Annotated in this window: 27 protein-coding genes; 19 read left to right on the plus strand and 8 right to left on the minus strand. The window is 64.6% G+C overall.

Translation table 11 applies throughout. The annotated features are described in order from the left end of the window. Nucleotides 1-160: 160 nt before the first annotated feature. Nucleotides 161-457 carry a hypothetical protein gene (locus ACSBOB_RS02865; RefSeq protein ID WP_442580962.1) on the minus strand — a complete coding sequence of 99 codons (297 nt, stop codon included), beginning with the start codon at nucleotides 455-457 and terminating at the stop codon, nucleotides 161-163. An 80-nt stretch (nucleotides 458-537) separates the two neighbouring features. Continuing rightward, entirely contained in the window at nucleotides 538-1,416 is an 879-nt protein-coding gene (locus ACSBOB_RS02870; protein ID WP_442580963.1) for an AraC family transcriptional regulator, read from the minus strand. A 183-nt stretch (nucleotides 1,417-1,599) separates the two neighbouring features. On the opposite strand from ACSBOB_RS02870, the gene ACSBOB_RS02875 reads away from it, so the two are divergent. The 7 genes from ACSBOB_RS02875 to ACSBOB_RS02905 all read left to right on the plus strand — a co-directional run bounded on the left by ACSBOB_RS02875 (nucleotide 1,600) and on the right by ACSBOB_RS02905 (nucleotide 8,866). After that, nucleotides 1,600-2,376, plus strand: a complete 777-nt coding sequence (locus ACSBOB_RS02875; RefSeq protein ID WP_442580964.1) for a phytanoyl-CoA dioxygenase family protein — start codon at nucleotides 1,600-1,602, stop codon at nucleotides 2,374-2,376. Between the two features lie 113 nt (nucleotides 2,377-2,489). Continuing rightward, on the plus strand, nucleotides 2,490-3,512 hold the full coding sequence (locus ACSBOB_RS02880) for an ABC transporter permease (RefSeq protein ID WP_442580965.1): 1,023 nt from the start codon (nucleotides 2,490-2,492) through the stop codon (nucleotides 3,510-3,512). A gap of 36 nt (nucleotides 3,513-3,548) precedes the next feature. After that, nucleotides 3,549-4,520 (plus strand): sugar ABC transporter substrate-binding protein, encoded by a 972-nt coding sequence (locus ACSBOB_RS02885; protein WP_442580966.1) that lies wholly within the window; start codon nucleotides 3,549-3,551, stop codon nucleotides 4,518-4,520. Between the two features lie 206 nt (nucleotides 4,521-4,726). Further along, nucleotides 4,727-6,244 carry a sugar ABC transporter ATP-binding protein gene (locus ACSBOB_RS02890; protein ID WP_442580967.1) on the plus strand — a complete coding sequence of 506 codons (1,518 nt, stop codon included), beginning with the start codon at nucleotides 4,727-4,729 and terminating at the stop codon, nucleotides 6,242-6,244. 138 nt (nucleotides 6,245-6,382) lie between these two features. Further along, nucleotides 6,383-7,333, plus strand: coding sequence for a ribokinase (locus ACSBOB_RS02895; protein ID WP_442580968.1), 951 nt, complete (start codon nucleotides 6,383-6,385; stop codon nucleotides 7,331-7,333). After that, nucleotides 7,330-7,788: a D-ribose pyranase gene (rbsD, locus tag ACSBOB_RS02900; protein ID WP_442580969.1), complete on the plus strand. Its 459-nt coding sequence runs from the start codon at nucleotides 7,330-7,332 to the stop codon at nucleotides 7,786-7,788. The genes ACSBOB_RS02895 and rbsD overlap by 4 nt, the downstream gene beginning before the upstream one ends. A 256-nt stretch (nucleotides 7,789-8,044) precedes the next feature. Beyond that, nucleotides 8,045-8,866: a 3-methyl-2-oxobutanoate hydroxymethyltransferase gene (locus ACSBOB_RS02905; protein WP_442580970.1), complete on the plus strand. Its 822-nt coding sequence runs from the start codon at nucleotides 8,045-8,047 to the stop codon at nucleotides 8,864-8,866. 149 nt (nucleotides 8,867-9,015) lie between these two features. On the opposite strand, the gene ACSBOB_RS02910 is transcribed toward ACSBOB_RS02905, so the two are convergent. Then, the gene (locus ACSBOB_RS02910; RefSeq protein ID WP_442583950.1) at nucleotides 9,016-9,786 is read right to left on the minus strand and encodes a sulfite exporter TauE/SafE family protein; all 771 of its coding nucleotides are present in this window, start codon (nucleotides 9,784-9,786) and stop codon (nucleotides 9,016-9,018) included. 171 nt (nucleotides 9,787-9,957) lie between these two features. Here ACSBOB_RS02910 and ACSBOB_RS02915 point away from each other — a divergent pair, with 171 nt between their 5' ends. The 4 genes from ACSBOB_RS02915 (at nucleotide 9,958) to ACSBOB_RS02930 (ending at nucleotide 13,415) form a co-directional block, all read left to right on the plus strand. After that, a complete protein-coding gene (locus tag ACSBOB_RS02915) occupies nucleotides 9,958-10,614 on the plus strand; it encodes a thiamine phosphate synthase (RefSeq protein WP_442583951.1) in 657 nt (218 codons plus the stop codon). 3 nt (nucleotides 10,615-10,617) lie between these two features. Then, the gene (locus ACSBOB_RS02920; protein ID WP_442580971.1) at nucleotides 10,618-11,625 is read left to right on the plus strand and encodes a tetratricopeptide repeat protein; all 1,008 of its coding nucleotides are present in this window, start codon (nucleotides 10,618-10,620) and stop codon (nucleotides 11,623-11,625) included. 101 nt (nucleotides 11,626-11,726) lie between these two features. Beyond that, on the plus strand, nucleotides 11,727-12,293 hold the full coding sequence (gene efp, locus ACSBOB_RS02925; RefSeq protein WP_442580972.1) for an elongation factor P: 567 nt from the start codon (nucleotides 11,727-11,729) through the stop codon (nucleotides 12,291-12,293). A gap of 321 nt (nucleotides 12,294-12,614) precedes the next feature. Next, nucleotides 12,615-13,415, plus strand: a complete 801-nt coding sequence (locus ACSBOB_RS02930) for an inositol monophosphatase family protein (RefSeq protein ID WP_442580973.1) — start codon at nucleotides 12,615-12,617, stop codon at nucleotides 13,413-13,415. 54 nt (nucleotides 13,416-13,469) lie between these two features. Here ACSBOB_RS02930 and ACSBOB_RS02935 read toward each other — a convergent pair whose 3' ends face one another. The 5 genes from ACSBOB_RS02935 to ACSBOB_RS02955 all read right to left on the minus strand — a co-directional run bounded on the left by ACSBOB_RS02935 (nucleotide 13,470) and on the right by ACSBOB_RS02955 (nucleotide 18,909). Next, complete coding sequence (locus tag ACSBOB_RS02935; RefSeq protein ID WP_442580974.1) at nucleotides 13,470-14,024, minus strand: TRAP transporter small permease; 555 nt, start codon at nucleotides 14,022-14,024, stop codon at nucleotides 13,470-13,472. An 11-nt stretch (nucleotides 14,025-14,035) separates the two neighbouring features. After that, nucleotides 14,036-15,346 carry a TRAP transporter large permease gene (locus ACSBOB_RS02940; RefSeq protein ID WP_442580975.1) on the minus strand — a complete coding sequence of 437 codons (1,311 nt, stop codon included), beginning with the start codon at nucleotides 15,344-15,346 and terminating at the stop codon, nucleotides 14,036-14,038. 66 nt (nucleotides 15,347-15,412) lie between these two features. Continuing rightward, nucleotides 15,413-16,510, minus strand: coding sequence for a TRAP transporter substrate-binding protein DctP (gene dctP, locus ACSBOB_RS02945; protein ID WP_442580976.1), 1,098 nt, complete (start codon nucleotides 16,508-16,510; stop codon nucleotides 15,413-15,415). A gap of 315 nt (nucleotides 16,511-16,825) precedes the next feature. Beyond that, nucleotides 16,826-17,818 carry a zinc-binding dehydrogenase gene (locus tag ACSBOB_RS02950; protein ID WP_442580977.1) on the minus strand — a complete coding sequence of 331 codons (993 nt, stop codon included), beginning with the start codon at nucleotides 17,816-17,818 and terminating at the stop codon, nucleotides 16,826-16,828. Nucleotides 17,819-17,889: 71 nt separating this feature from the next. Next, nucleotides 17,890-18,909, minus strand: a complete 1,020-nt coding sequence (locus ACSBOB_RS02955) for an enoyl-CoA hydratase/isomerase family protein (RefSeq protein WP_442580978.1) — start codon at nucleotides 18,907-18,909, stop codon at nucleotides 17,890-17,892. Nucleotides 18,910-19,110: 201 nt separating this feature from the next. Here ACSBOB_RS02955 and ACSBOB_RS02960 point away from each other — a divergent pair, with 201 nt between their 5' ends. From ACSBOB_RS02960 to ACSBOB_RS02995, 8 genes are all read left to right on the plus strand, one after another. After that, a complete protein-coding gene (locus tag ACSBOB_RS02960; RefSeq protein WP_442580979.1) occupies nucleotides 19,111-20,274 on the plus strand; it encodes an acyl-CoA dehydrogenase family protein in 1,164 nt (387 codons plus the stop codon). Nucleotides 20,275-20,281: 7 nt separating this feature from the next. Next, the gene (locus ACSBOB_RS02965; protein WP_442580980.1) at nucleotides 20,282-21,235 is read left to right on the plus strand and encodes a thiamine pyrophosphate-dependent dehydrogenase E1 component subunit alpha; all 954 of its coding nucleotides are present in this window, start codon (nucleotides 20,282-20,284) and stop codon (nucleotides 21,233-21,235) included. Nucleotides 21,236-21,273: 38 nt separating this feature from the next. Then, nucleotides 21,274-22,248, plus strand: a complete 975-nt coding sequence (locus ACSBOB_RS02970) for an alpha-ketoacid dehydrogenase subunit beta (RefSeq protein WP_442580981.1) — start codon at nucleotides 21,274-21,276, stop codon at nucleotides 22,246-22,248. A gap of 10 nt (nucleotides 22,249-22,258) precedes the next feature. Further along, nucleotides 22,259-23,512: a dihydrolipoamide acetyltransferase family protein gene (locus tag ACSBOB_RS02975; protein ID WP_442580982.1), complete on the plus strand. Its 1,254-nt coding sequence runs from the start codon at nucleotides 22,259-22,261 to the stop codon at nucleotides 23,510-23,512. Further along, nucleotides 23,509-23,922, plus strand: a complete 414-nt coding sequence (locus ACSBOB_RS02980; RefSeq protein WP_442580983.1) for a MaoC family dehydratase — start codon at nucleotides 23,509-23,511, stop codon at nucleotides 23,920-23,922. Before ACSBOB_RS02975 ends, ACSBOB_RS02980 begins: the two co-directional genes overlap by 4 nt. Nucleotides 23,923-23,929: 7 nt before the next feature. Then, on the plus strand, nucleotides 23,930-24,313 hold the full coding sequence (locus tag ACSBOB_RS02985) for a MaoC family dehydratase (protein ID WP_442580984.1): 384 nt from the start codon (nucleotides 23,930-23,932) through the stop codon (nucleotides 24,311-24,313). 42 nt (nucleotides 24,314-24,355) lie between these two features. Further along, entirely contained in the window at nucleotides 24,356-25,171 is an 816-nt protein-coding gene (locus tag ACSBOB_RS02990) for an SDR family NAD(P)-dependent oxidoreductase (RefSeq protein ID WP_442580985.1), read from the plus strand. A gap of 254 nt (nucleotides 25,172-25,425) precedes the next feature. Beyond that, on the plus strand, nucleotides 25,426-26,397 hold the full coding sequence (locus tag ACSBOB_RS02995; RefSeq protein ID WP_442580986.1) for an ABC transporter permease: 972 nt from the start codon (nucleotides 25,426-25,428) through the stop codon (nucleotides 26,395-26,397). Nucleotides 26,398-26,420: the final 23 nt, after the last annotated feature.

A 26,420-nucleotide genomic window follows, 5' to 3' on the forward strand; every position in this document is an offset into this window, starting at 1 on the left:
ACGCATAGCGCGAGGAAATCGTGCGGAGTCCATGACCCTACGACACGCTCGAGTTGTGCATCCGCAATCGTCAATAGACGCGCGGCGATGGCGCTTGCTTCGCCCTGTTCGGGTACTTCTACCTCTGTAAATTCGGGTGGCATACACACCCACGCGCCGCCTAAACGGAATGAAAGCGGCGCGCGTTGGTTTTGCGGCGCGCCCACAATCTCCCAAAAAAAGGATCGATGGCCATTGGCTTTGCAAACACGGTCGCCTTTGTGACCTCTTCAAAGATGTATACTGAAGGGATTACGCTGACGAACCAACCAGACCTTTCTTGGAAAAGACATCCTTCGATGGAGCGCCAGCTTGACCCTTTCGCCGTAATCCGAACTGCTTTTAGAAGCGCCTTTCTATAGGCAATCCTTGCGCTTTGTTGTGCCCGGGTGATTGTCTTGCCCATGAACTCTGGCATGGTCCCCTCATTTCCTGGATGTCCATTGTCGATGAAAGGATACTAAATGCTGCCAGTCCGCAATCTACCCAATCCAGACCTCAAGCCACCTCCGCAACGCTAATCTTTCCCGCCGGGCGCGCGCCGACTTCGCTCTTGCGCCACGCCGCCGGCGCGATGCCGACCGAGCGTTTGAACTCGCGGCCGAAATGATAGACGTCGCAGAAGCCGCAGAGGTCGGCGATCTCGGCCAGCGGCGCATCGTTTTCCAGCAGAAGCGACTGCGCCTGCATCAGGCGCTCGCGGATCAGCCATTGGCGGGGGCTGGTGCGCAGATGTTTTTGAAACAGCCGCCTCATCTGCGATTGGCCGAGGCCGCTCGCGCCGGAAAGGTCCGCTGCGCTCCATGACAGGCCGAGATTGGCGCGCATCGCTCCAAGCGCGGCGGCGAGCGGCGCGGGAAAGTCGTGCGCGGCTGTTCCCGCCACCGCGTGGTCGATCATCGTCAAAAACTCCGCGACCAGATGGTTGAGCCGCAGGTCCAGTCCAGGATCGCGCCGCCGCAGCGCTGCAAATAGCTTTTCGAACCACGGTCCCGGATGGGTGCCATCGGCGAAGGCGACATGCGGAAAACCGTCACCGAACAGTTTTTCGCGCAATGCCGCCGGATTAGGTCCATCGAAGCGGAACCACAGCACCGTCCACGGTGCCTCTGGATCGGCTTCATGGGCGTGCGGCGCTTCGTTGGCGATCCAGGCGAGCTGGCCGGGCCCGACCGCCACACGCTGGCCCAGCGTTTCCACAAAGCCGTTGCCGGCCAGGCAATAGATGATGTCCTGTCCCTGATGGGCAGTGCGGGCGACACGGTAGTCGGGTGCGGCGGCCACCTTGCCGGCGCGCAGCACGGTAAGTGCCGAGCGGGTCCATCCGGCTTCCGGAACGTAGTGCAGGCTTTCGAGAAAGGTGGTTTTCGTAGTCATGCGCGTTTTATACAAAAGCTGCGTTCCGTTTGTCCATTTCCCTAGTTTGCAAGCGGACGTAATCTAACCGCCGAGAGTTTGAGGAAACTCTCCGGGACGTCGGGAAAGCAGGGATTTCGAGCTTTTCGCGGCTGGTTCTGCGCCCTCCGGGCGAAGCGCTCGTGCATGCCAGGGAGAAGTCCGATGCTTGCGATGACCAAAGAGGAAGCCGAGCTTTACGCTCGCGACGGATACATCATCCGCAAGGGGCTTCTGTCCAAGGACGAAGTCGACCTGTTCCGCGACCGTGCCCGTGCGCAGCTTGAGGCCGAAAACAAGTCCGGCGCGGTCATGCAGAAGGGCGACAAGGAGGGCAAGACGACCCTTCTCAAGATGTGGAATACGGCCGAGGACGACCAATACGGATACCTCGCCCGCGACGAGCGCATGGTCGACCTCGCCGAGGACGCCGTCGGCAAGCCGATCTATCTCTACAGCCACAAGATGACGATGAAGCAGCCCAACGAGGGCGGCGCCTGGGAATGGCACCAGGATTTCGGCTACTGGTACAATTACGGCTGCCTCGCGCCGGAAATGATGAGCATCTATCTGGCGCTCGACAAGGCGACGAAAGAGAATGGCTGCCTTCAGGTGCTCAAGGGCACGCACAAGCTCGGCCGGCTCAATCACATCCGCGAGGACGGCCAGACCAATGTCGAGCAGGAACATCTCGAAGCTGCGCTGAAACGCTACGAACACATTTATGTCGAGATGGAAGCCGGCGACGCGCTGGTCTTCGACGGCAATCTGCTGCACCGTTCGGATGCGAACCGTTCCGACACATACCGCTGGGGTTACATCAGCTCCTACAATGCGGTCGAGAACGCGCCGTTCAAACGGGTGCGCGACTATGGAAACTACGAGGCCTTGAAGAAGGTGCCGGCCGGCACCTTCCGCATGCTGCCGGAAAAGGCCGCCTGAGCGGCGGAATAACCGCAAAGTCCGGCAGGAGCTCGCCCGGACTTTTCGACCTGAGTGAGTAAGGCACGGCGGCGCTACCAAAACGCCCGCCGGACCCAACGGGAGGACATCTTATGGCCGATGCGGTCAGGACCGGCGCGCGCGCGCCTGCCGTGGACCGATTTTCGCTGTCGAGGCTTTTGCGCGCACGCGAGACAGGCGTGTTTTTCGCGCTGCTGGTGCTTTGCCTGTTTCTCGCGATCGCGACCGACGGCTTTCTGACCTCCACCAATCTCCTGAATGTCGGCCGCCAGGTGTCGCTGCTCGGCATCATGGCCGTCGGCATGACCTTCGTGCTGATCTCGGGCGAGGTCGACCTTTCGGTCGGCTCGACCTATGCGTTCTCGGGCCTTGCCACCGGCATGCTGATCATCGCCGGATGGGCGCTTTTCCCTGCCATCTGCGTCGGCCTGCTCACCGGCATGGCGATCGGGCTGATCAACGGCGTGCTTTCGACCTATGGCCGCCTGCCTTCGCTGATCGCCACGCTCGGCATGCTGTCGATCGTGCGCGGCGCGGCGCTCATCCTCACCAACGGCCAGCCGGTCACCGTCAACGTGCGCAACGGCGCGGATGCCGGCGTGCTCGAAACCTTCAGCTATATGGGCCAGGGCTATTTGTTCGGTGTCGTGCCGATGCAGCTCGTTTTCTTCATCGTCATCGCGGCACTCGCCTGGATCGTGCTGTCCTATACCAATTTCGGCTTTCGCGTTTTCGCCGTCGGCGGCAGCGCCAAGGCGGCGCGCGTTTCCGGCATTTCGGTCAATACCGTAAAGATCTGGGCCTTCGTGCTGATGGGCGTGCTCGCCGCCTTCGCCGGGATATTGAGCCTCGCCTTCCTGCCAAGCGGCCAGGCGGGCCGCACCGGCCTCGGGCTGGAACTCGACGTCATCGCCGCGACCATCGTCGGCGGGGCGTCGCTGTCGGGCGGCGAGGGCACCATTTTGGGCACCATTCTCGGCGTGCTGATCATCGGCGTCATGCGCAACGGCCTCGTGCTGATGGGCGTCTCGCCCTTCGTGCAGGAGCTGATGATCGGCCTCGTCATCATCATCGCCGTCGGCATCGACAAATGGACGATGCGCAAGCGGGCCTGAACACGACCACCACGATTTCAAAAGGGAGGACTATCCATGAAAGCAAGACATCTTTTCCTGGCCGCGGCGCTCGGCCTGGTGCCGCTGCAATACGCCCATGCCGAATCCAAGCCGGCCGACTTTCCGCTGGCCGAACGCATCAAGTCGAAGGTCGCGGCCGGCACGCCGCTCGACATCTACGTTTCCTACCATGACGTCTCCAACGAGTTCGCGCCCTTCATGAAGGCCGGCGTCGCCAAGGCGGCCGAGGCCGACAAGGTCAATGCGAATTTCATCGGCCCGGTCGGAGCGGACGCAGACGGCCAGATCAGCGAAATCGAGACGCTGATTGGCAAGATCGACGGCCTCGCCATCTCGTCGGTCTCCACCGACGCGCTGGCGCCGCTGATCGACCGCGTGCTCGCCGCGGGCATTCCGGTGGTGACCTTCAACACCGACAATCCGGACAGCAAGCGTCTCGCCTTCGCTGGCCAGGATCTTGTCCAGTCCGGCCGCGAGGCCGGCAAGCTGATGGCCACGACGCTGGGCGGCAAGGGCAAGGTGATGATCACCACCATCGACGCCGCCGCGCAGTGGTCGCTCGACCGCGAAAAGGGCGCGCGCGAGGCGCTCGCCGCCGAGGGGGGCATCGAGGTCATCCAGACCCTCAACACCGGCACCGACCCGCAGGAGATCTATTCGGCGATCGAGAACGCCATGCTCGCCAACCCGACCGTCACCGGCATCCTGTCGCTGGAATGCTGCTCGACGCCCGCCGCCGGCACCTGGGTCGAGCGCAACAAGGCCGCCGACAAGGTCAAGGTCGTCGGCTTCGACCTGCTCGACCAGACGGTCGGCCTCGTCGAAAGCGGCAATATCCAGGCGACCATCGACCAGGCACCGGAAAAGCAGGGTTATGCCGCCGTGGACCTCTTGGCGAAATTCATCAAGGGCGAGACCATCGACAACCTCGACACCGGCGTCGGCATTTACACCAAGGAGAATATTGGCGAGGTGGCGAAGAAGTAGCGCTGGCCTAACCCTCCCCGTTGAGGGGAGGGTCGGCGAGCCAACGCAACGAAGTGGAGTTGAGCGAGCCGGGGTGGGGGTACTTGCGGATAGAACTTATCCTCGAAGACCCCCACCCCGCGCCGAAAACCTCGCGTTCCGCTCGGTTCTCTCCGCGACCCTCCCCACAAGGGGGAGGGTAAGCCAATTGCCAACGACAACAGCGTATGACCCATCCATCCTCCCAAGATGCGATCGTCCGGATTGCCGGGGTAACCAAGCGGTTCCCCGGCGTCCTGGCACTCGACCGGATCTCGATCGACTTCCGCGCCGGCGAGGTGCATGCCGTCATCGGCGAGAACGGCGCCGGCAAGTCGACGCTGATGAACATTCTCGCCGGCGACCATCAGCCGGACGGCGGCGAGATTTTTGTCGACGGCAAGGCAACCGTGATTTCGTCCCCGCTGGTCAGCCGCGCCGCCGGCATCACCGTGGTCTACCAGGAACTGGCACTCTGCCCGACACTCACCATCGCCGACAACATCATGATGTCGGACATGGCCGCCCGCTCGGTGACCTCTCTCGTTCCGCGTGAAACCATGCGACGCGAGGCGCGCGCCGCGCTGGCGCGGCTGGGCATGGGCACGCTCAATCCGGACACCAAAGTTAGCCGGCTATCGGTCGCCGAGATGCAGCTTGTCGAGATCGCTCGCGCCATTCGCCAGAACGCCCGGCTGCTGGTGCTGGACGAGCCCAACTCGGCGCTGTCCAGGCGCGAAAGCGACCGCCTGTTCGAGGTCGTCCGCCAGCTTCGCGCCGACGGCGTCACCGTCATCTACGTCTCGCATCACCTCAGCGAAGTGATCGACCTGGCCGATCGCATCACGGTCATGCGCGACGGACACACCATCGAGACCATCGTCAATGAGGATGTATCCGAGGACCGTCTGATCCGCGCCATGGTCGGCCGCGATCTCGGCGCGACCGTGCCATGGTCGATGCAGGCGGAGGGCCGGTCCGTTGACAACGACGTCGTGCTTTCGGTCGAAAGCCTGACCGCGCCCGGCCTCGATAACATCTCCTTCAGGGTCCGCGCCGGGGAAATCCTCGGCATCGGCGGCCTGCCGGATTCCGGCAAGGACGGGCTGGGCGAAGCGCTGTTCGGGCTGGTCGACCGTCAAGGCCGTGTCGCTATCGACGGTGCCGAACTGCGTCCCGCCGATCCGCTGGCCTCGATCCGCGGCGGCATGTCCTTCGTGCCGGCCGACCGGCGCGGCGCCGGCGGGCTGCTGTCGATGAGCGTCGCCGACAATGTCGTCTCGGCCTCGCTGCCGCGCTTTTCCATGTCGGGTTTTTTGCGCCGCGGCGCGATCCGCCGCGAGGCGCGCGCCCAGGTGGCGCGGCTCGACGCGCGCATCTCGCATCTCGGCCAGAAGCTCGCCACGCTGTCCGGCGGCAACCAGCAAAAGATCATCCTCGGACGCAGCCTGGTCACCAATCCGCGCTTGCTCGTCCTGCACGAGCCGACGCGTGGCATCGACGTCGGCGCCAAGGCGGAGATCTATTCGATCCTGCGCGGCATTGCCGGCGAGGGCGTCGCCGTAGTCATGATCTCGTCCGAGATACCCGAACTGATCCTCAACGCCGAGCGCGTGCTGGTCATGCGGGCGGGGCGCATTTCCGGCGAACTGACTGGCGCCGGCATCGACGAGCAAGGTATTTTGGCGCGGGCGATGGCGTCGTGAGAAATCCGGGGACAGTTTACTTAATTCCGGTCAGTTCGTTTTCCGCGCCTGTGCGCGGGGCGGAATTAAGTAAACTGTCCCAGGATTTCGCTGCTTTGCCGACCTCGCGCAATCTCCGACTTTGGCGGTAAGCAAACTATGAAAAAACCCAACATCACCATCGTCGGCAGTTTCGCGGTCGGCCTGACCATGCGCGCGCCAAAACTGCCGATCTTCGGCGAGACCATGCTCGGCACCGATTTCGACATGGGGCCGGGCGGCAAGGGCTCGAACCAGGCTGTCGGCACCGCACGGCTGGGCGCCTCTTCCGGCCTCGTCGCCTATATCGGCACCGACAAGCTCGCCGGCATCGCCACCGATCTCTATGCTGCCGAGGGCGTCGACACCGAATTCGTGCTGACGAAGACCGAGCGCGCCACCGGCGTCGGCTTCATCATCCTCAACGACAAGGGTGAGAATTTCATCATCCTCGACATGGGGGCGAACGAACTTCTGGACGCCAAAGCCGTGGACGCCGCCGAACGCCGAATCGCCGGCAGCGACGTGATGATGACCGTGCTGGAAGTGCCGACCGAGGCGGCCTCGCGGGCCATGGAGCTTGGCCGCAAGCACGGCGCGAAAACCATCCTCAACCCCGCGCCCGCGCGCGCCTTGCCGGACAGCATCTTTGCTTCCGTCGATTATCTGACGCCCAACGAAAGTGAGTTGCGCATCCTTCTCGGCCTGCCCGCCGACGATCCGCGCTCGTCGCGCGAACTGGCCGGCGAGTTGCGCCGGCGCGGCGTCAAAAACGTCGTCGTCACGCTCGGCCGCGCCGGTGCGCTGATCCTCACCGACGATCTCGACATTATGGTTCCCGCAGTGCCGGTCGAGGTGGTCGACACCACCGGCGCGGGCGATGCCTTCAATTCCGGCTTCGCGGTTGCGCTGGCCGAAGGGCGCGATATCGTCGACGCCGTGCGCTTCGGCGTCGTCTGCGGCGGCATCGCCTGCACCAAACTCGGCGTCATCCCCGGCCTGCCCTATCGCGCCAGCGCCGATGTCCTATATGCCCGCGCGCTCGAAACCACATGGAAGGAAAAACCGTGAACCGCAACAAACTGCTCAATGCCGAGCTTTCCCACGCCATCGCCTCGATGGGTCATGGCGACCTGATGATCATCTGCGACGCCGGCTTTCCGATCCCGTCCAGCGCCTGGCGCATCGATCTCGCGATTTCGCCCGACGTGCCGGACCTGGAGACGGTGCTTACCCCGATCGCCGAGAATTTCATCGCCGAGAAGGTGTCGTATGCAGACACGCTGCCCGCTCATAACGCGCCGCTACTGGAGAAGGTGAAGCGCCTGTTCGCCGACGCCGAGCACGCGCCGATCAAGCACGAGACGATTCTGGGCGAGATGGCGGCCAAGGCCAAGGTCATCGTGCGCACCGGCGCCTTCGATCCGTGGGGCAATATCCTGCTCTATTCCGGTGTCGACGTGCCGAAATGGTTTTCCAAGCCCGGTGTGGTCGCGCCCGACTATTATGCGAAGAAGATGAAGTGACGGATTGAACTTCCGCCTCGCTCGCGCCGGTCGATGCCAGGCTGGAACACCCCTCATCCGACCTCGCTTCGCGAGGCCACCTTCTCCCACAAGGGGAGAAGGTAAAGCGCTGCCGCACCGCCTCTGCCAATCGTCAACGCTGGAGATTTGCTGAGGCGTAGGCGCGAAACTCCCCCTTCTCCCCTTGTGGGAGAAGGTGACCTCGCGAAGCGAGGTCGGATGAGGGGTGTTGGAAGAAACGAGAGGGATCATCACAATGCCCCGCATTTTCGATTTCGGCGGCCGCGAGGTTGAGCGCAGCGTCACCGTCGCTGGGCTGCGTGCCCTGAAGGGAACTGGCCGGCGCGCCGCGCAGGTGACCGCCGAGACCGCCGACGAAGCGGCGGCGGCGGAAGCGGCAGGCGTCGAGATGGTGGTCTGCCGCGCGGTCAACGTGCCGAAGGTGCGCGAAGGCTCAAAAAAGGTCTTCGTCACCGCAGCACTCGGTTTTGCCGACGCGATCACGGCAGAAGAAGTCCTGCGTACCGCCTTCTCGGCCATCGTCGCCGGCGCGGATGCCGTGATCACCGGGCGCGGCTGGGATACGGTGAAGATGCTTGCGGCCGAGCAGATCCCCGTCATGGGTCATCTCGGTTTCGTGCCGCGCAAATCGACCTGGGTCGGCGGTGTTCGCGCCGTCGGCAAGACGGCCGATGAGGCGATGGAACTCTTCGACCGTTTCCGCCGGCTGGAGGACGCCGGCGCCTTCGCCGTCGAATGCGAGGTCATCCCGGCGGCGGTCATGGCCGAGATCAACCGGCGCACGGGCCTCGTCACCGTTTCGCTCGGCTCCGGCCCCGACGCCGACGTGATCTTCCTCTTCACCTCCGACATATGCGGCGAAGCACAACGCCTACCGCGCCATGCCCGTGCCTGGGGCGATCTCGCCTCGCTGCATCAGCAGGTTCGCGACGAGCGGGTCAGGGCTCTTTCCGGCTTTCGCGCCGAAGTGACTTCGGGCGGATATCCTGGCGAAGGAGAGGTGGCGCAGATCACGCAGGATGAACTCGGCAGGTTCCGGGCTGCTCTGGGCGATTGACCGAAATAATATTGCCGATGCTTTTTCATCGCCGAAGTCTGGCGTTCCATTGCCGGAGCCAAAAGGCAGCGTGGCAACGTGGAATCTTGGTCGAAGCCGCGGAACGCAAAGGTTCCGGTGTCCTGCGGCTTCCACCGGGAAGAGGGCAGCTAGAACAACTGCGCCGAGCTGTCCCAAAGCAGCTTGACGGCGATCAGTCCCACCGTCGCGTAGGTGAACGGATAAAAGATCTCCGGTCGCATGCGGCGCACCAGCCAGGCGCCGGCCAGCGTCGCCAGCGGCGCGATCGGCATCAGCACGGCAGAGGCGGAGAGGTTGGCCGTATCGAACTGGCCGAGGGCGAAATACGGGATCAGCTTGACCGCATTGCTGACGGCAAAGAAAATTGCGGCGGTGCCGGTCAACACCTTTGGATCGAGCTTGAGCGGCAGCGCGTAGACCTGGAAGGGTGGTCCGCCGACATGGGCGACAAAGCTGGTGAAGCCGGCCACCGTGCCCCAGAACGCCGCGAGCACGCGGTTGCGTTGCGCCTTGTGGGCGGCGCCGTGGCGGATCTGCTGGAAGGCCCAGCGCAGCACGAACACCAGCGCCACCGCGCCGACGATGAGGCGCACCATGTCCGCCGTCACGAGCGCGGCGGTCAGCCAGCCGGCACCGATGCCGACCAGCGAGCCCGGCAGCATCGACCGTAGCACTTCGCGGTCGAACACGCCGCGCCAGCTCCACAGCGACACCATGTCGGACAGCACCAGGATCGGCAGCAGGATCGCCGCCGCCTGCACCGGCGACATCGTCAGCGCCATCAACGGCACGCCGACGAAACCCACCGAACCGCCGAAGCCGCCCTTCGACAGGCCGACCAGGATCACGGCCGGGACTGCGACGGCGTAGAACCACGGGTCGGTCAGGAGAGGGATCATGCGGAAGGCCTTGGTACGAAGGCGTGCCATAGCGCGCCGCGCCGGCTTTGGCGATAGCGCCTGTTCAAATGCGGCCGCCTCGTTTATGCCAAAATCCAACCAAGATCGCGCGGCATGGCTGCGCTTCCGGATTATCTCCACGAATTCCAGATGGGCGGCCGCCGCACCGACATGACTGACAGATCGCCTCTCAACCGCTGCCGTGTCGTGCTGATCGCACCGGCCGACGAAAGCGCCGAGCGTTTCGGCCCGCGGCTGCTCGAAGCAGCGGCCGGCGGCGATGTCGCATCGCTGATCATACCCGCACGCGGCGACGAAGCGTCGTTCCAGGATTTTGCCGAGCCGATCGTGCGGATTGCCCAGGCCGCGGGGATTGCCGCCATCGTCGCAGACGACACACGCATTGCCGGCCGGGTGGGCGCCGACGGCATCCATCTCGAAACCCGCAAGGACGAGTTGCGGCAGGCGACAGAGCGCTGGCAGGGGAAGCTGATCGTCGGGGCCGGCGGCGCGACAACCCGCGACGACGCGCTGGAGCTCGGCGAGACCCAGCCGGACTACATCTTCTTCGGCCGCTTCGGTTTCGACAACAAACCGGAGCCGCACCGCCGCAACCTGTCGCTAGGGTCCTGGTGGGCCGGCGTGGTTCAGATCCCCTGCATCGTGCTCGGCGGCTCCGATATTGCCTCCGTGGAGGCAGTCGCGGCCACCGGTGCGGATTTCGTGGCGCTCTCCAGCGCGGTGTTCGGCGAAGGCGTCGATCCGCGCTCCGCCATCGCGCGCGCCAACGACATCCTCGACAATGTCGCTCCGCCGTTCGAGGACTAGGTCGTGTCTTCGATCAGATGGATGCTGATGGCGCTGCTTGTCTCCGTTCTGCCGGCCGCCGCGGTTCCGCCGCCCGCGGTCGAAACGAAAGACGACGCCGTCACGTTGAAGCCGGCCGACCCGAAGCGGTTCTCCGGCGGTCTGACGCGCGACGGCGATGTCGATCCGGAACGGTTCGGGGCCAAGCAGCCGGACCCGGCCTATGGCGCTTTCCAGCGCGGGCTTTACATCACCGCCTACAATCTTGCCCTGCCGCGCGCCGAGAACGGCGACCCCGCGGCGCAGACGCTGGTGGCCGAAATCCTGTCGCGCGGCCTCGGCATGCGCCGGGACGACGCCAAAGCCGCGGGGTGGTACGCGCTGGCCTCCGAGCAAGGCGTCCCCGAAGCGCAGTTCCAGTATGCGCTGCTGCTGCTCGACGGGCGCTTCGTCAAGAAGGACGAGAAGGAGGCCTACGCGCTGATGCAGGCGGCCGCCGAGGCCGGCAACCGTCTCGCCCAGTTCAATTTCGCCCAGATGCTGGTGAGACGCGAGCCGGACGAGCGCGGCCTGAAGAAGGCGGTGTCCTATTATCGACGGGCTGCCGATGCCGGGCTCGCCGATGCGCAATATGCGATGTCGCAGGTCTACGCCAACGGCACCGGCGGCGAACGCAAGGACGACGTCGAGGCCCGCCGCTTTCTGTTCCTTGCCGCCCGCCAGAATTTCGATACGGCGCAACTCGATCTCGGGCGTTGGATGATGGCGGGCCGCGGCGGCGAGAGGAAGCGCACGGAAGGTTTCGCCTGGCTGCTGCGCGCGGCGCGCGGCGGCAATGTCGCCGCCCAGAACGAGGTCGCCAAGCTTTACATGCAAGGCATCGGCACCGAGCCGGACAATGCCGCCGCCGCCGCCTGGTACATGCTCGCCCGCCGCGCCGGCCTGGTCGACCCGATGATGGAGGATTTCTTCGACGGCCTCACCGACGAAGAGATCAAGGCGGCGCTGGAGCGGGCGAACCGGCTGAGATAGGGCGACATCGCCTCAATCCCTTGCCTCTCCAGCCGTTTTATGGTCATGGAGGCCACGAAATTCGCCGCATCGGCGAAAACCCTCCTTCCGGAAAACCGAGTATGGCCAAGATCAACGGCAACGAAATCCGTCCGGGCAGCGTCATTGAGCACCAGGGCGGCCTGTGGGCCGCGGTCAAGACCAACACGGTGAAACCCGGCAAGGGTGGCGCCTACAACCAGGTCGAGCTGAAGAACCTGATCAACGGCACGAAGCTGAACGAACGTTTCCGCTCGGCTGAGACGGTCGAACAGGTCCAGCTCGAGCTGAAGGATTTTTCGTTCCTCTACGAGCAGGGAGAAGCGCTGATCTTCATGGACACCGAGAGCTACGAGCAGCTCGAATTGCAGAAGGATTTCGTCGGCGACCGAGCCGCCTTCCTGCAGGACGGCATGATGGTGACGGTTCAGCTCTACCAGGAGCGGCCGATCGGCATCAAGCTGCCCGACCAGGTGGTGCTGGCCATCGCCGAGGCCGACCCCGTGGTGAGAGGCCAGACCGCCGCCTCGTCCTACAAGCCGGCCATCCTGGAAAACGGCATCCGGGTCATGGTGCCGCCCTTCATCGAAGCCGGCGAGCGCATTTTGGTCGACACCAACGAAGTCGCCTATCTGCGCCGCGCCGACTAGGGAGGGCCCGTGCCGTTAAGCTCGGAGCAGAAGACTCATATCTTGGAGAACCATCGATGGTTTCAGGTGTGGATGAACGACGGCTTCGACGTCATCGTTGTTTTCTGCACTCTGGATGGCGATTTTGCTTTGTTTGAGGTCAATCGCGATAAGATGACGGGCTTCTTCCATGTCTATGGGGATGTCTTCTGGGAATTGCGGATGGATGATTATTTTTACGTGACCCCTCCGAGGGACGATATGGGTCCAATAATTGTGGAGGACTACCAGCGTCTCGTAAGATCCCCGGAAGATCCAAATTCAAGGACAGTGAAGCAATAAATGGCACGTTCAGCCCTTCTAAACGTCATGGTCCAGGCCGCTATGAAAGCCGGACGTTCGCTGTCGCGCGACTTCGGCGAGGTGCAGAACCTGCAGGTCTCGCTGAAGGGCCCGGGCGACTATGTCAGCCAGGCCGACCGCAAGGCGGAAGACATCGTCTTCGCCGAATTGTCGAAGGCGCGCCCCGGCTACGGCTTCCTGATGGAGGAGCGCGGCGCGATCGCCGGCGAGGACGACCAGCACCGCTGGATTGTCGACCCGCTCGACGGCACTACCAATTTCCTGCACGGCCTGCCGATCTTCGCCGTCTCGATCGCGCTTGAACGGCAGGGCCAATTGGTTGCCGGCGTCATCTACAATCCGGCGATGGACGAGCTCTACACCGCCGAGCGCGGCGGCGGCGCCTTCCTTAACGACCGCCGCCTGCGCGTCGCGGCGCGCGCCAAACTGTCGGACGCCGTGATCGGCACCGGCGTGCCACATCTCGGCCTCGGCCACCACGGCAACTATCTGGTCCAACTGCGCAACGTCATGGGTGAAACGGCTGGCATCCGCCGTCTCGGCGCCGCCTCGCTCGACCTAGCCTATGTCGCTGCCGGCCGTCTCGACGGCTTCTGGGAAGACCCGCTGCATCCGTGGGACATCGCCGCCGGCGTACTGCTCATCCGCGAGGCAGGCGGCTTCGTGTCGGACTTCGACGGCGGGCAAGGCATGTTCGACAACGGCTCGATCGTTGCCGGCAACGAGGTGATGCATAAGGCGCTGCTGAAGACGCTGAAGAAGCCGGTCTCAGTGCGCTAAGCACCACAAAACGCACACGTCACACCACAATCGATTCATAGATCGCGACGCACGCTAGATGATGTCCGGCGCGTGCGCGGTCGTGCCGTAGCCTGCCGATGGCGGAGGGGTCTTGCCGAGCACGATGCCGACGTCGCGCGCGACGAGCCTGCCGGTTTCCAGCAGTATCATGACGAGCGCCAGCGGCGCCATGATCAACACCGGCCACATCGGCCAGTAGAAGGTGGCGATCTGCAGCGACCTTCCGTCGACGAAGGCTCCCCAGCTGAAGCGGGAGAGAAACCAGAGGGTTGCCCCGTAGACCAGGATCTCCACGACAAGCACCACCAGACCGACCACCGCTCGCCAGAACGGGCTCAGCATGGCGGGGATCGCCTCCAACTGCGGGAAGATGCCTTCGCGGTGTGCGATCGGCAGCGCCCAGAACACCATCAGCGGGAACAGCACACGCTCGATGATGTTGAAGGCGCCGGGCACGAGGTCCATCTGCAGCACGTAGCGGCCGAAGACGCTGACCACGGTTATCAGCATCATCAAAAGCAGGCAGATGCCGCCGCCGATCGATGCCAGACCCCACTGAAACTTCCAGATCGTGTCCCAGATACGCATGGTCCTGTCCTTCACTTCAGGTGGCTGGGGAGCCAGGTGACGATCTGCGGGAAGACCATCAGGCTGCCGACGACGAGGACGACCGCGACCATGGTGAAGTTCAGGGCGATCCTGAACACCGGGCCGACCGGTGTCCTCGCCGCGGTCGCAGCCGAGAATGCGACCAGGCCGACTGGTGGCGTCAGCAGGCCCAGCGAGATGACGTAGCAGCTCACGACGCCGAACCAGATCGGGTCGATGCCGGCGGCCTCCACCATGGGCAGCAGAAGCGGCACCGACAGAACGATGATGGTGATCTCCTCGAGCGCCATGCCGGCGATGAAGAAGCCGAGCATGATGACGACGACCAGCAGTTCCGGCTGGTCGATCAGCGGTGCGGCCATCTGCAGCAGTTCCGCGGGGATTCGCGAGAAGGACAGGAACCGCGAGAAGATCTGCGCCGCGACCAGGAGCATGGTCAGCATGGCCGAGATCTTGACGGAATCGACCAGCGCCTGGCCGATGTCGGCCAGTGTCACGCGTCGCATGGCGATCATGCCGACAAGTGCCGTGAAGGCGCCGATGGCGCCGGCCTCGCCCACCGTCACCACGCCGCCATAGATGGTGCCGAACACGATCGTCATCAGCGTGACGACGAAGATGGCCGCGACGACGGACCGTCTGGTGATGATCGGCTCGGCAATGGCGTCCTGGCGCAGCTGGGCCGAGGTGACCTGCGGCTTGCCGCCGAAAAGCCAGAGACAGAGGATGTAGACGAGGATGCAGAGCACGCTCGGGCCGATCGAGCCCATGAACAGCTTGCCGATCGGAGCGCCGGTCACGGAGCCGTATATCATCACCAGCAGGCTCGGCGGGATGACGACGGACAAGGAGCCGGCGACAGCCGCGACCGCGACCGCGAACTCGCGCGAATAGCCCACGCGCTGGAGCTCGGGGGTTGCAAGCGTCGAGATCGCCGCGGCGCTCGCCGCGCCCGAGCCGGACACGGCGCCGAGCATCCCGCCGGTCATGATCGTGGCGACGCCGAGCGGGAAGCGGCGGTAGCCGGCCAGACGGTGTCCCACCCTGAAGAGGTCGAGGAAGACGCCCCCCTTCACGAGCACCTGCGCCATCAGCAGATAGAGCGGGATGATCGAGAGCGTATAGGACGAGGTGGTGAAGAAGACGTCCGGACCGACGAGGCCGTTGAGGACTGCCGTGTTCTTCAGAAGAACCGTGCCGAGCAGGCCCGCCCCCAGCATGACCGTTGCGACCGACTGGCCGAGCAGCAGGAAGATCGTGAACCACGACACGACAAGGATGATCACCGTTTCCGTCGTCATTGCACCATCCTGGGGAAGCCGGACGAGAGAAGGCCCGGCCGCAGGGCGGCCGGGCAGGTCGTTGCCTTAGCGGCTAAGGTATTCGGAGACGCCGGTGGGCAGTTCCGCGCCCTTGGCCGCCATCAGATCCGCCCACAGCTTCGCGGTGGCGCGCGCGGGATGGCCGGCCGTCTCGTTTTTCTCGATCCACGTGGTCCACGTCTTAAGCGACGCTTCGGCGAAGAACGCCTTGGTCTCATCGGACATATCGTTCAGCGACGGGTACTTAGCGCCGGCGGGCGTGGTCTTCTCGATCACCTCGAGACGGTTCTTCTCCCAGAAGTCCGCGTTGGTGAGCGCCTTCTCGCGGGCCGCCTTGTCCCACGCCTGCTTCTGCTCGTCGGTAAACGAATCCCAGGTGGCGTTGGAGACCGCGAGGTAGCTTTCCCAATGGCCGAGATTGGCGTCCTTGACCGTGTATTTCAGGACTTCCTGGAACGAGTATGCGAACCAGTCGGCGATGTTGTTGGTCATGCCGTCGATCGTGCCGCGCGACATGGCCTCATAGGCCTGCGTGCCCGGCATATAGACCGGCGTGGCGCCGAGGTTCTCCAGCACCATCGTATGGAGCGCGGAGCCGGCGCGCAGCAGCACACCCTTGAAGTCGGCCGGCGTCTTCAGTTCCTTGCCCGTCGTCGAGATGACGAAGGCGGGCGTCGCTCCAATCGGCCAGGCGACGATATTCTTCGAGCCGATCTCGTACTCGTAGAAGGTGGAGCCCGGCTTGACCTCCGCCTTGGAGTCCATCAACTCCTGGAATGCTTCCGTCGCCATGCGGGCATTGGTGTTGTTCATCGGCAACTGGGTTACGTCGGAGAGCGGGAACCTGCCCTCGTGATATGGCGCCAGAAGCGGGCCCGCGACGTCGATGGTGCCGTTGGTCAGTGCGTCGAGTTCGCCGCCGACCCGAACGAGTTCGCCGCCGTAGAAGCGGGTGAACTTGATCTCTCCGTTTGTCCGCTCCTCCATCACGTCGGCGAACCCGTCCATGTGGTCGCCGACCCAGAAATGCGTCCGCGGCAGACCGGACGAGAACGTCAGGTCCTTTGCATGGGCCGGCAGAATGCCGAGCGCCGTTGCGGCTATGCAGGCCGCCGCGAGACGGCGCAGGTTTCGCTTCATCATATTGTCATTCCTCCCTTTTTCGACATCGAAACGATCGATCTGGCGGCCCGGTTCACGTCGACTGCAGCAGTGCGGGCAGCGCTTTTCTTGATCCGGCGGCCCCGGCCGCGGCCGTCGAGACGCCTCCATTCCCCCTTGGTCCGCGTCTTCCAACTCCCGAATGACGAGATGTGACGCTGTGGTCTCCATTATTTACCGGATGGTATCACGAACGCCGAGGGTATCAAGCCCTCGGCAGGGAGGCTCTGTCTGCAATCGTCCGGCGGACAATCGTCTGACTTTGAGACGCCGGAGCAGGAGCGCCACCGCCCTGGGTCACTGCAGCGTTGGATCGAGCATCAGCTTTCCGAAGACCTTGCGTTCGCTCAGGAGCTGCTGCGCCCTGGAAACGTCGCCCAGAGAAAACACCTCCTGCACGACCTGGCGCAGCGTGCCCTGTTCGGCTAGGTGCATCACGTCGAGGAAGTCCTGCCGCGTTCCGGCGAAGGAACCGATGATTGTGTGTTCCTTTACGAACAGGTGCCACAGATTCATGTCGACGGTGAAGCCGGAGTGTCCGCCGCAGGTGACCAGCCGCCCGCCCCTTGCGAGCGCCCGCAAGCTACCCGCCCAGGTGGCCTGCCCGACATGCTCGAACACGACGTCGACGCCGCGTCCGCCTGTGAAGCTCCGCACCTTTTCCGGCCAGGACGGGTCGCTATGGTTGACCGCCAGGGCCGCACCCATGTCGAGCGCCCGGCGCATCTTGTCTTCGCTGCCGGCCGTCGCAATGACGCGGGCTCCCGCCGCGGCGGCGATCTGCATGCCGAGCACGCCGATCCCGGAACCGGCGGCGACAACCAGCACGTCCTCGCCGATGACGAGGTTGGCGCGCGTGCGGAGCATGTGCCAGGCCGTGGGGCCGGTCACCGCCATCGCGGCAGCGGACATGTAGTCGAGATTGGCCGGTAAAGCGAGGAGCTGCCGTGCCGGTGCTGCAACATATTCGGCGTAGCCGCCTTGAGTCTGCACGCCAAAGACGCGGCTCTGCAGGCACATGTTTGTCCTGCCCTGGATGCAGGAGGCGCAGTGCCGGCATGCGATAATGGGATCGACGACCACCCTCTCACCGACGCGCCAGTCGGACACGCCGGCTCCGAGCGCGACGATGTCGCCCGCGACCTCCGTTCCGGAAATGTGCGGCAGAGGCACCTCCTTGGGCGTCTGGCCGTCTCGCGTCAGCAGGTCGACCTGATTGAGGCCGCAAGCCTTCACTGCGAGGAGGACTTCGCCCTCGCCGGGCGAAGGCACCGGAACGTCGAAGTCCAAGCGCAACTCAGCCCGCCCCTCGCGTCCCTCGTGGAGGCGCGCCGCGCGCATTGTCCGTCCCGTTCCGAGGCTCATTTCCGCGCGTCCCTGAGCTGGTTGAGATAGGCTGACTTCTTCTGCCGGAATTCCGCCGACTGGAAGTTCAGGCCGTTTGCGACTGCCTCCATGCCGAGTTGGTTGCGCAGTTCGCTACGCTCGCCGCTCCGGAGAATCAGCTTCATCATCCGCAGCGCGTCCGATCCCATCCCGTCGATCTGCGCGGCGAGCGTGTCCATGCGCACAGCCAATGCGTCCGGGTCGTCGACGAGTTCGTTGACCAGGCTCCAGTTCAGCGCCGTCTCGGCGTCGATCTTCTGGCCGAGCACCGCCATCTGCATGGCCCGTGACGGCCCGATGACCCGCTGCGCCAGCCAGCTCAAGCCGAAGTCCTGCACCACGTCCAGCATCAGCGGCACCATCCAGAAGCGCGCCGCGCGGACGCTGATTCGCATATCGCAGGCCATGGCAAGGCCGAGGCCGCCGCCGCCGCAGGCGTGGCCGTTGATCCCCGCGATCGTCACGATCTCCTGTTCGAAGAGCGATGTGATCACGTCGTGCTGCCAGTTTAGCAGCCGCGTGCCGGAGAAGACCGAGTCGTCCTCGACATGTTCCATGAAGAATGGCGTATCGAGGTCCACACCGGCCGAAAACAATCTGCCGGAACCGAGTAGGAACAGCGCATTCAGGCCCTTGCGGCGGCGCACGCGCCCAAGCGCGTCCAGCAGCTCCTCAAGCATCTCCGGGTTGAGCGCGTTAAGCCTGTCGGGGCGCTGCAGCATGATCCGCGCAATGCGCCCATGGTAGGACAGGCCCAGCGTCGTGTAGGCGGGCAATTGCTCTTCGCTCATAGGTTCTCTCCCTTTTGCGCCCGACCCGTCGCCTTGAATGGCCGCAGGTGCCTCCCGGTGCAGTCTATACCAATTGGTATTATGAAGTACTAAATGGTATTGATATAAATCCGACGTTGCCCCGTCAAGCCGTTTTGCGGTCTGGCAGGATGCGAGTTCCAGATTCTTCCGACTGGAATTCCACGAGGTCGTCTTGACCGTCATGCAGTTCGCCGGTACGAATACCAAATAGTAAGACACGATACCGCATAGTAATGGAGGGTTTTGGGCATTGGGAGGTCGGCTTGGCGGGATGGCGGCTGCTCGACGGCGCAGCGCTCCTGACCTCGCACTCCCTTCGAGCATGCCCGGACCGTCTCGCAGACGCAGGTCGACGGCGTCGATCGCCGCGATTGAGGGAGCGCAATGGATTTCGAGTTCACTGAAGACCAGAAGGCACTGCAGGAGCTGACCCGCAGGTTCGTGGAACGCGAGATGCCGAAGGAGGCGGTTGCTGCATGGGACAAGGAGGGCGAGTTTCCGCCCGACCTGCTCGACAAGATGGCGCAGATCGGCCTCATGGGTGCATCGATCCCCGAGGAGTACGGCGGTTCCGGCGGCGGCGTCATGGAGGAGACGATCGTCCTCGAGGAACTTGCGCGCCATTCGTCGACGGTCGCGCTTGCCTATGGCCTGGACGTTTCCTTTGGCGCGGTGACGATCGAGAGGCACGGCACCGACGACCATCGCCGCGAATTCCTGCCGAAGATCGCCAGCGGCCAGGTCCATTTCGCGCTCTCCATGACGGAGCCGGACGGCGGCACCGACATTCTCGGCGCCATGAAGACCTACGCCGTCCAGGATGGCGATCACTACGTCATCAATGGCGCCAAGGTCTTCACCACCGGCATCAACATTGCCTCCTGGCTTTTCGTCGTTGCGCGGACGACACGGCAGGTCGACCGGCCCTCGCGCGGACTGACCGTCTTCCTTGTTCACAAGGACACGCCCGGCGTCTCCTGGAACAAGATCGACAAGCTGGGCTCGCGCTTCCTCCACTCCTACGAGGTCGTGTACAGGGACGTCAGGGTGCACAAGTCGGCCATCATCGGCGCCGAGGGCCGTGGTTGGCATGCGATCCTCGACACGCTGAACAATGAGCGCATCTTCATCGCTGCGACCTGTGTCGGGCTTGGGCAGGGGGCGCTCGACGACGCGGTGCGCTACGCGCAGGAGCGCAAGGCTTTCGGAAAGGCGATCGGTCAGTTCCAGGCCATCCAGCATCCCCTGGCGGACAGCCTTACCGAAATCGAGATGGCGCGGCTGATGACCTACAAGGCCGCGTGGATGCAGGATCGCGGCGAGGACTGCTCCCTGCCTGCCTCGATGGCGAAATACTATGCCTCCGAGGCCGCCTTTCGCACCACGGACCGCGGCATGCGCGTGCTGGCCGGATATGGCTTCACGATGGAATACCACATGCAGCGCTATTACCGCGACATCCGCCAGCTCATCTTCGCGCCGATCACCAACGAGATGAGCCGCAACTTCATTGCGCAGGTCGGATGCGGCCTGCCGCGGTCTTATTGAGGCGTCCATGAGCCAGGATCCTCTCGACACCTATCGCCGGCTTCTCCTCATCCGGGAGTGCGAGGCGCAGTTGAACGACCTGTTCGCCAAGAACCTGTTTCCCGGATACATCCACTCCTATCTCGGCCAGGAGGCCTGCGCCGTCGGCGTATGCGACGCGCTGACCGACACCGACCAGATCGTGTCGAACCATCGCGGCCGCGGCCACTACCTGGCCAAGGGCATGGCGCTGAAGCCGATGATGGCCGAGATGCTGGGCAAGGCGACCGGCGTCTGCGGCGGCCGGGGTGGCGAGATGCACGCGGCTGACCCGTCGATCGGCATCCTGGGCGGCAATGGCATTGTCGGCGGCGGCATTCCCATCGCGGCGGGCGCTGCCCTGTCGGCGCAGATGGACGGCAAGGGCGCCGTGGCCGTCGCCTTTTTCGGCGAGGGGGCGAGCAACAACGGCTCCTTCGCCGAGACGATGAACGTTGCGGCGGCCTGGAAGCTGCCGCTCATCATGGTCTGCGAAAACAATCTCTACGCCGAGATGACACCCTTCAAGGACACGGTCGGCCAGCCCGACATCGCGCTGCGCGCCGCCGGCTACGGGCTGCCCGGCGAGATCGTCGACGGCAACGACGTGCTTGCCGTCCGCGAGGCTGCCGGAAGGGCGGTGGCGCGGGCGCGCGCCGGCGAGGGCCCGACCCTTCTCGAACTCAAGACCTATCGCTGGGGCGGTCACTTCGAAGGCGATCCGCGTAAGTACCGTACCCGCGAGGAGGAGGCGGAGTGGAAGGCGCACTGCCCCGTCGCGCGCTTCCGCAAGGTCCTGAGCGACGACAGAGGCATCGCCGAGGTGCGGCTTGCAGAACTGGAGAAGGAGGTGGCCGGCGAGGTCGCCGATGCGATCGTCTTCGCGCTCGAGAGCCCGCTGCCCGAGGCGCGGACGGCGCTGTCGAAGGTGTTTGCGGCGTGACCGCCCCGTCCGCATTCATGTCCCGCTGAGGAGCGACCATGGCGACCAAGACTTACTGCTGGGCCATCATCGACGCGATGCGCGAGGAGATGGAGCGCGACGAGAAGGTGTTTCTCATCGGCGAGGACGTCGGCCCCGCGGGCGGTGCCTTCGGCGCGTCGCGCGGCCTGTTCGATACGTTCGGCCCCTTTCGCGTCCGCGACACGCCGATCAGCGAGGAGATCATCGTTGGTCTCGGTGTCGGCGCCGCCATGACCGGCCGCCGCCCGATCGTCGAGATCATGTTCATCGATTTCCTCGGCCTCTGTCTCGACCAGATCGCCAACCAGGCCGCCAAGACCCACTACATCTATGACGGCCTGTTCAAGATGCCGCTGGTCATCCGCACCAGCACTGCGGTGGAGATGGGCATCGGGCCCCATCACTCGCAGCTCTGGGAGGCCATCCTCGGGCACATTCCAGGCCTCAAGGTGGTGATGCCGTCGACCCCGCGAGACGCCAAGGGCCTGCTCAAGTCAGCGATCCGCGACGACAATCCGGTCGTGTTCATAGAGCACATCGCAATGCACCGCCTCAAGGAGGAGGTCGAGGACGGCGAACTCCTGATTCCGCTCGGCAAGGCGGATGTGAAGCGCGCCGGCCGGGACGTGACGGTCGTCGCCTCCGGCCTGATGGTTGCCCGCGCTCTGGCGGCTGCGGAGACGCTCGCGAAGGATGGCATCGAGATCGAGGTGATCGACCCGCGCACGATCAGCCCCCTCGACATCGACACGATCCTCGAGTCGGTCCGCAGGACCAACCGTGCGCTGGTCGTCACCTCGGCCGTGAAGCAGTTCGGCTTCGGATCCGAGGTCGCCGCCGAGATTCAGGAGCGCGCCTTCTTCGACCTCGACCAGCCGGTGAAGCGCCTGTCGCCGCCTTTCACGCCGGCGCCGTTCGGTCGCCAGTTCGACGCGTTCCTGAATCCAAACACCGAGTCCATCGTGACGGCGGTGCGCGAGCTGATGGCGTGAGGATCGGCTGATGGCACATCCCGTTGCGATACCCAAGCTCGGCCTGACGATGGTCGACTGCACGCTGGTCGGCTGGACGAAGCAGGACGGCGACAAGGTCGAGCAGGGCGAGATGCTGTACGCCATCGAGACCGACAAGATCACGACCGACGTCGAGGCCGATGGGGCAGGCTTCCTGCGCCGTTTCGCCGAGGTCGATTCCATGCATGAGGTTGGCGCCGTCATTGGCGGGCTGTTTGCGAGCCGTGACGAGGCGCTGGCCGCCGAGGCGGCTTCCGTCGCCGCTTCGGCACCGACTGCCGATCGTGTTCCCGCCGCCGCGCCTGCGCCCGCATCCGCTGCAGCGCCCGCACCATCCGCTGCAGCGCCCGCACCCAATCCTGGACGCGCTCGCGTCTCGCCGCTCGCGCGGCGCATCGCCGCCGAATCCGGCATCGACCCGGCGACGCTGAAAGGGACAGGAGGCCATGGCGCCGTGCTGCGGCGCGACGTCGACGCCGAGATCGCCCGCCGCAAGGCCGCGCCCGCCGCCTCGCCGGTGCCCGCTCCGGTCCCGTCAGTGTCGGCGGGCGAGGTGAGGCGGCCGCTCGCGGGCATGCGCCGCGCCATCGCGCAGAAGATGATGCAGAGCCTCCAGTCGACCGCGCAGATGACGGGTTTTGGCCGTGTCGACATGGGCGAGGCGGTTCGGATGCGCCAAGCCTGCCTGGCCGCCGAGGCCGATCTGGGCGTGCGCGTCTCCTATACCGACATCGTGCTGAAGGCCTGCGCCGGCGCGCTCGCCGCCATGCCGGAGATCAACGCTTCGATCGTCGGCGAGGAGATCGTCACCTGGGGCGACGTCAATGTCGGCCTGGCGGTGGCGCTCGACGATGGCCTGATCGTCCCGGTCATCCACAACGCAGACCGCAAGTCGATCGCCGAGATCGCCCGCGAGCGCATCGACCTCGCCGGGCGTGCCCGGGCCGGCCGGCTGACGCGCGACGACATGGAGGGCGGAACCTTCAGCCTCTCCAACTTCGGTTCCTATGGCGGCGACTTCGAGACGCCCATCCTCAACGCGCCGCAGTCGGCGCTGCTCGGCATTGGCGCGATCACCGACGAGCCGGTGGTGCGCGCCGGGCAGATCGTCATCCGCCCGATGATGATGTTCAGCCTGACCTTCGACCACAGGCTGATCGACGGCGCCGTCGCCGGCCGCTTCCGCGCCCGGGTCCGCACTGCGCTCGAGAATCCCTACTCCATGCTGGCGAGGATGCGATGAGCAATCCGAGCGCGACGTTCGACGGCGCCGAGATCGGCGTCCCGGTCTGCGAGGGCAGGATCGTCGTGTCCCAACAGGACATAGACAGCTTCTGCCGGCTCATGGGCTACGATGATCCCGCCTACGGGGAAGGCGCTCCCGGCGGCGGGATGGCGCCGACGTCGATGTGCCTCACCTATGGCCTGAGGCTCGGCTGGGAGGAGGACGTCTTTCCGCCCGGCGCGATCAGGGTGGGCGACGAGAATGTCTACGGCGTGCCGGCGCGCGCCGGGGACACGCTCGTCACGGTCCTGACCATCGTCGACCGCTTCGTCCGCAAGGAGCGCAAGTTCCTCAAATACGAGATGGTGACGACCAACCAGAACGACGAGCGCGTCTGCACCGTCGCCTTCACAGCCGTTGTCCCCTGAGGCGAGCATGGACCTGAAAGACATCCCCGCCATCACCATCACCCAGGCGATGATCGACGAGTATGCGCGCCTCTCGGGCGATTTCAACCCGCTCCACGTCGACCCGGTGATGGCCGCGGCGACGCCTTTCGGCGGGACGATCGCACATGGCTGCATTCCCATGGAGCCTCTCTTTCAGGCGATACGCAAGCTGACGGGGGCGCCGGCCCTGCCGCCGGGCAGCATCATGTCGCTGCGCTATCTGCGCCCGTCCCAGCCTGGCGACACGATCCGCATCGAGGCGCTGCCGCAGGCGGTCGACGCAGAGGGCAAGGACGCCGGCGTGGCGTTCGCCTGCATCAACCAACGGGGCGACAAGGTCATCGAGGGCCGCTGGACGCTGCCGCAATAGCGTTGGCCGGCAAGGCCCGATCGGTTTCGAGGGAGGAGAACGATGGCGGACGTGGGTGAAGGGATGCTGAAAGGCCAGGTCGCCGTGGTCACCGGCGCGGGCAGGGGCATCGGCAGGGCCGTGGCAGAACGACTGGCGTCGCGCGGTGCCCGGATCGTCGTGGCCGACCTGCTGCCCGAGCGTATCGAGCGTGCTGCGGCGGAGCTGGTCACCGGCGGCGCCGAGGCGATCGCGGTTCAGGTCGATACCGGTAGCCGCGCGCAGATCGACGCCATGATGGCCCGAGCGCTCGACGCTTTCGGCCGCATCGACATCCTGGTCAACAATGCGGGCATCGCGCGGGGTGCGAAATTTCTCGATACCTCGCGGGAGCACTGGGACGATCACATCAGGATCAATCTCGGCGGCATTTTCCACTGTTCGCAGGCCGCCGGGCGGGTGATGGCAAAGGCCGGCTACGGCCGGATCGTCTCGATCGCGTCGGTCGCCGGCCTCATGGGACCGATCGATCTCAGCGCTTACGGCGCATCCAAGGCGGGGGTCATCGGCCTGACACGGGCCATGGCGCTCGAACTCGCGGAGCACGGCATCACGGCCAACGCGATCGCCCCGGGGCCTATCGATACCGAACTTCTGCGCGAGGCCTGGACGCCCGAGGCGTATGCCGAGCGGGCGCGGCATATTCCGGCCGGCCGGCTGGGGCAGGTGAACGAGATCGCCCACGCCGTCGAGATGCTGGTTTCGCCGGAGGCAGCCTACATTTCGGGCGTGACCCTGCCTGTCGACGGCGGCTCCGTTGCGGCCGGTGCATACATGGTCGAGCGCTATCGTCGTCTGCAGGCAGAGGACAGATCATGAAGCCGGTTCATCTATAATCCGCCGCTTAATGCCGAGGAAATCAGCTGTGCGCTGCAGCGCGTCCGAAGTGCAGGCGTGACTGTGCAGAAACCATTGACCGGAAGGCTGCCTGGGTTTACCGATACCGATCAGAAAGCGCACCGCCTGCGAATGCCTGGGGATGGGTCCGGGCAAGCAACTTGGGAGGAATCTGCCGCGGTAGATGGGAGTCAATGAATGATATTCATTTGATGCTGGTGCGGAGGAGTGGGAAGATGAGCAAGGTGAGAGTCACGCAGGAAGGGGTCGTTTTCGCCATCGCGCTCGTCCTGTTCCTGGGCTTCGCCGTGACGCTGACCGATTTCATCTCGCCGGGGAACCTGATGACGCTTCTGCGCAGCGTCGCGGTTCTGGGCATTCTTGGTCTCGGCATGGGCCTGGTGATTGTCGGCCGCGGCATCGACCTGTCGATGGTGGCGGTCATGGTCGTCGCTGTCTCGTGGGCGATCGTCATCGGCCAGAGTGGCTATGACTTCACGACCGGCGTCGTCGCAGGCCTGATCTTCTGCATCCTCACCGGCCTCGTCGTCGGCGTCCTCGTCGCCTACGCCGAAGTGCCCGCCATTTTCACCACGCTGGCGATGGGCTCGATCGTCTACGGTATCGGCCGCAGCCTGTTCTTCACCCTCGATGTCCAGAACGTCCCGGCCGGCAACGAATGGTTCGCCTTTCTCGGTCGCGGCACGCTGTTCGGCATCCCCATGGCGATCATCGCCTTCGGCGTGGTCGCCGGCCTGCTCCACCTTCTCCTGCGCAAGACGCGCTTCGGCCGCTTCATCTACGCCGGCGGCGACAATCCCCAGGCAGCCCGGATAGCCGGTCTCCCCTACCGCCCTCTGCTGGTGACGCAATATGTCATCAGTTCCGTCATCGCTTACATCGCCGGTCTCGTCATGGCCGCGTCGGTCTCCGGCATGAACACCCGCATCTTCAATTCGACCATGATCTACGACGTGCTCCTCGTTGTCGTGCTCGGCGGCATCGGCCTGGCCGGCGGGCGCGGCGGCGTACGCAACGTCATCGTCGGCACCCTGCTCGTCGGCGTCCTGCTCAACGGCATGACGATCATGAACATCAGCCTCACGTACCAGAACCTGATCAAGAGCGTCATCCTGCTGATGGCGATCCTGATCGATACTCTGCTCAACCCCCGCGACGAGCAGACATCCCAGCAGGGTGACATCTGAACGTTCGACGATCTCCAAAACCG

The sequence above is a fragment of the Mesorhizobium sp. KACC 23794 genome (genome assembly GCF_052180275.1).
GTDB lineage: Bacteria > Pseudomonadota > Alphaproteobacteria > Rhizobiales > Rhizobiaceae > Kumtagia.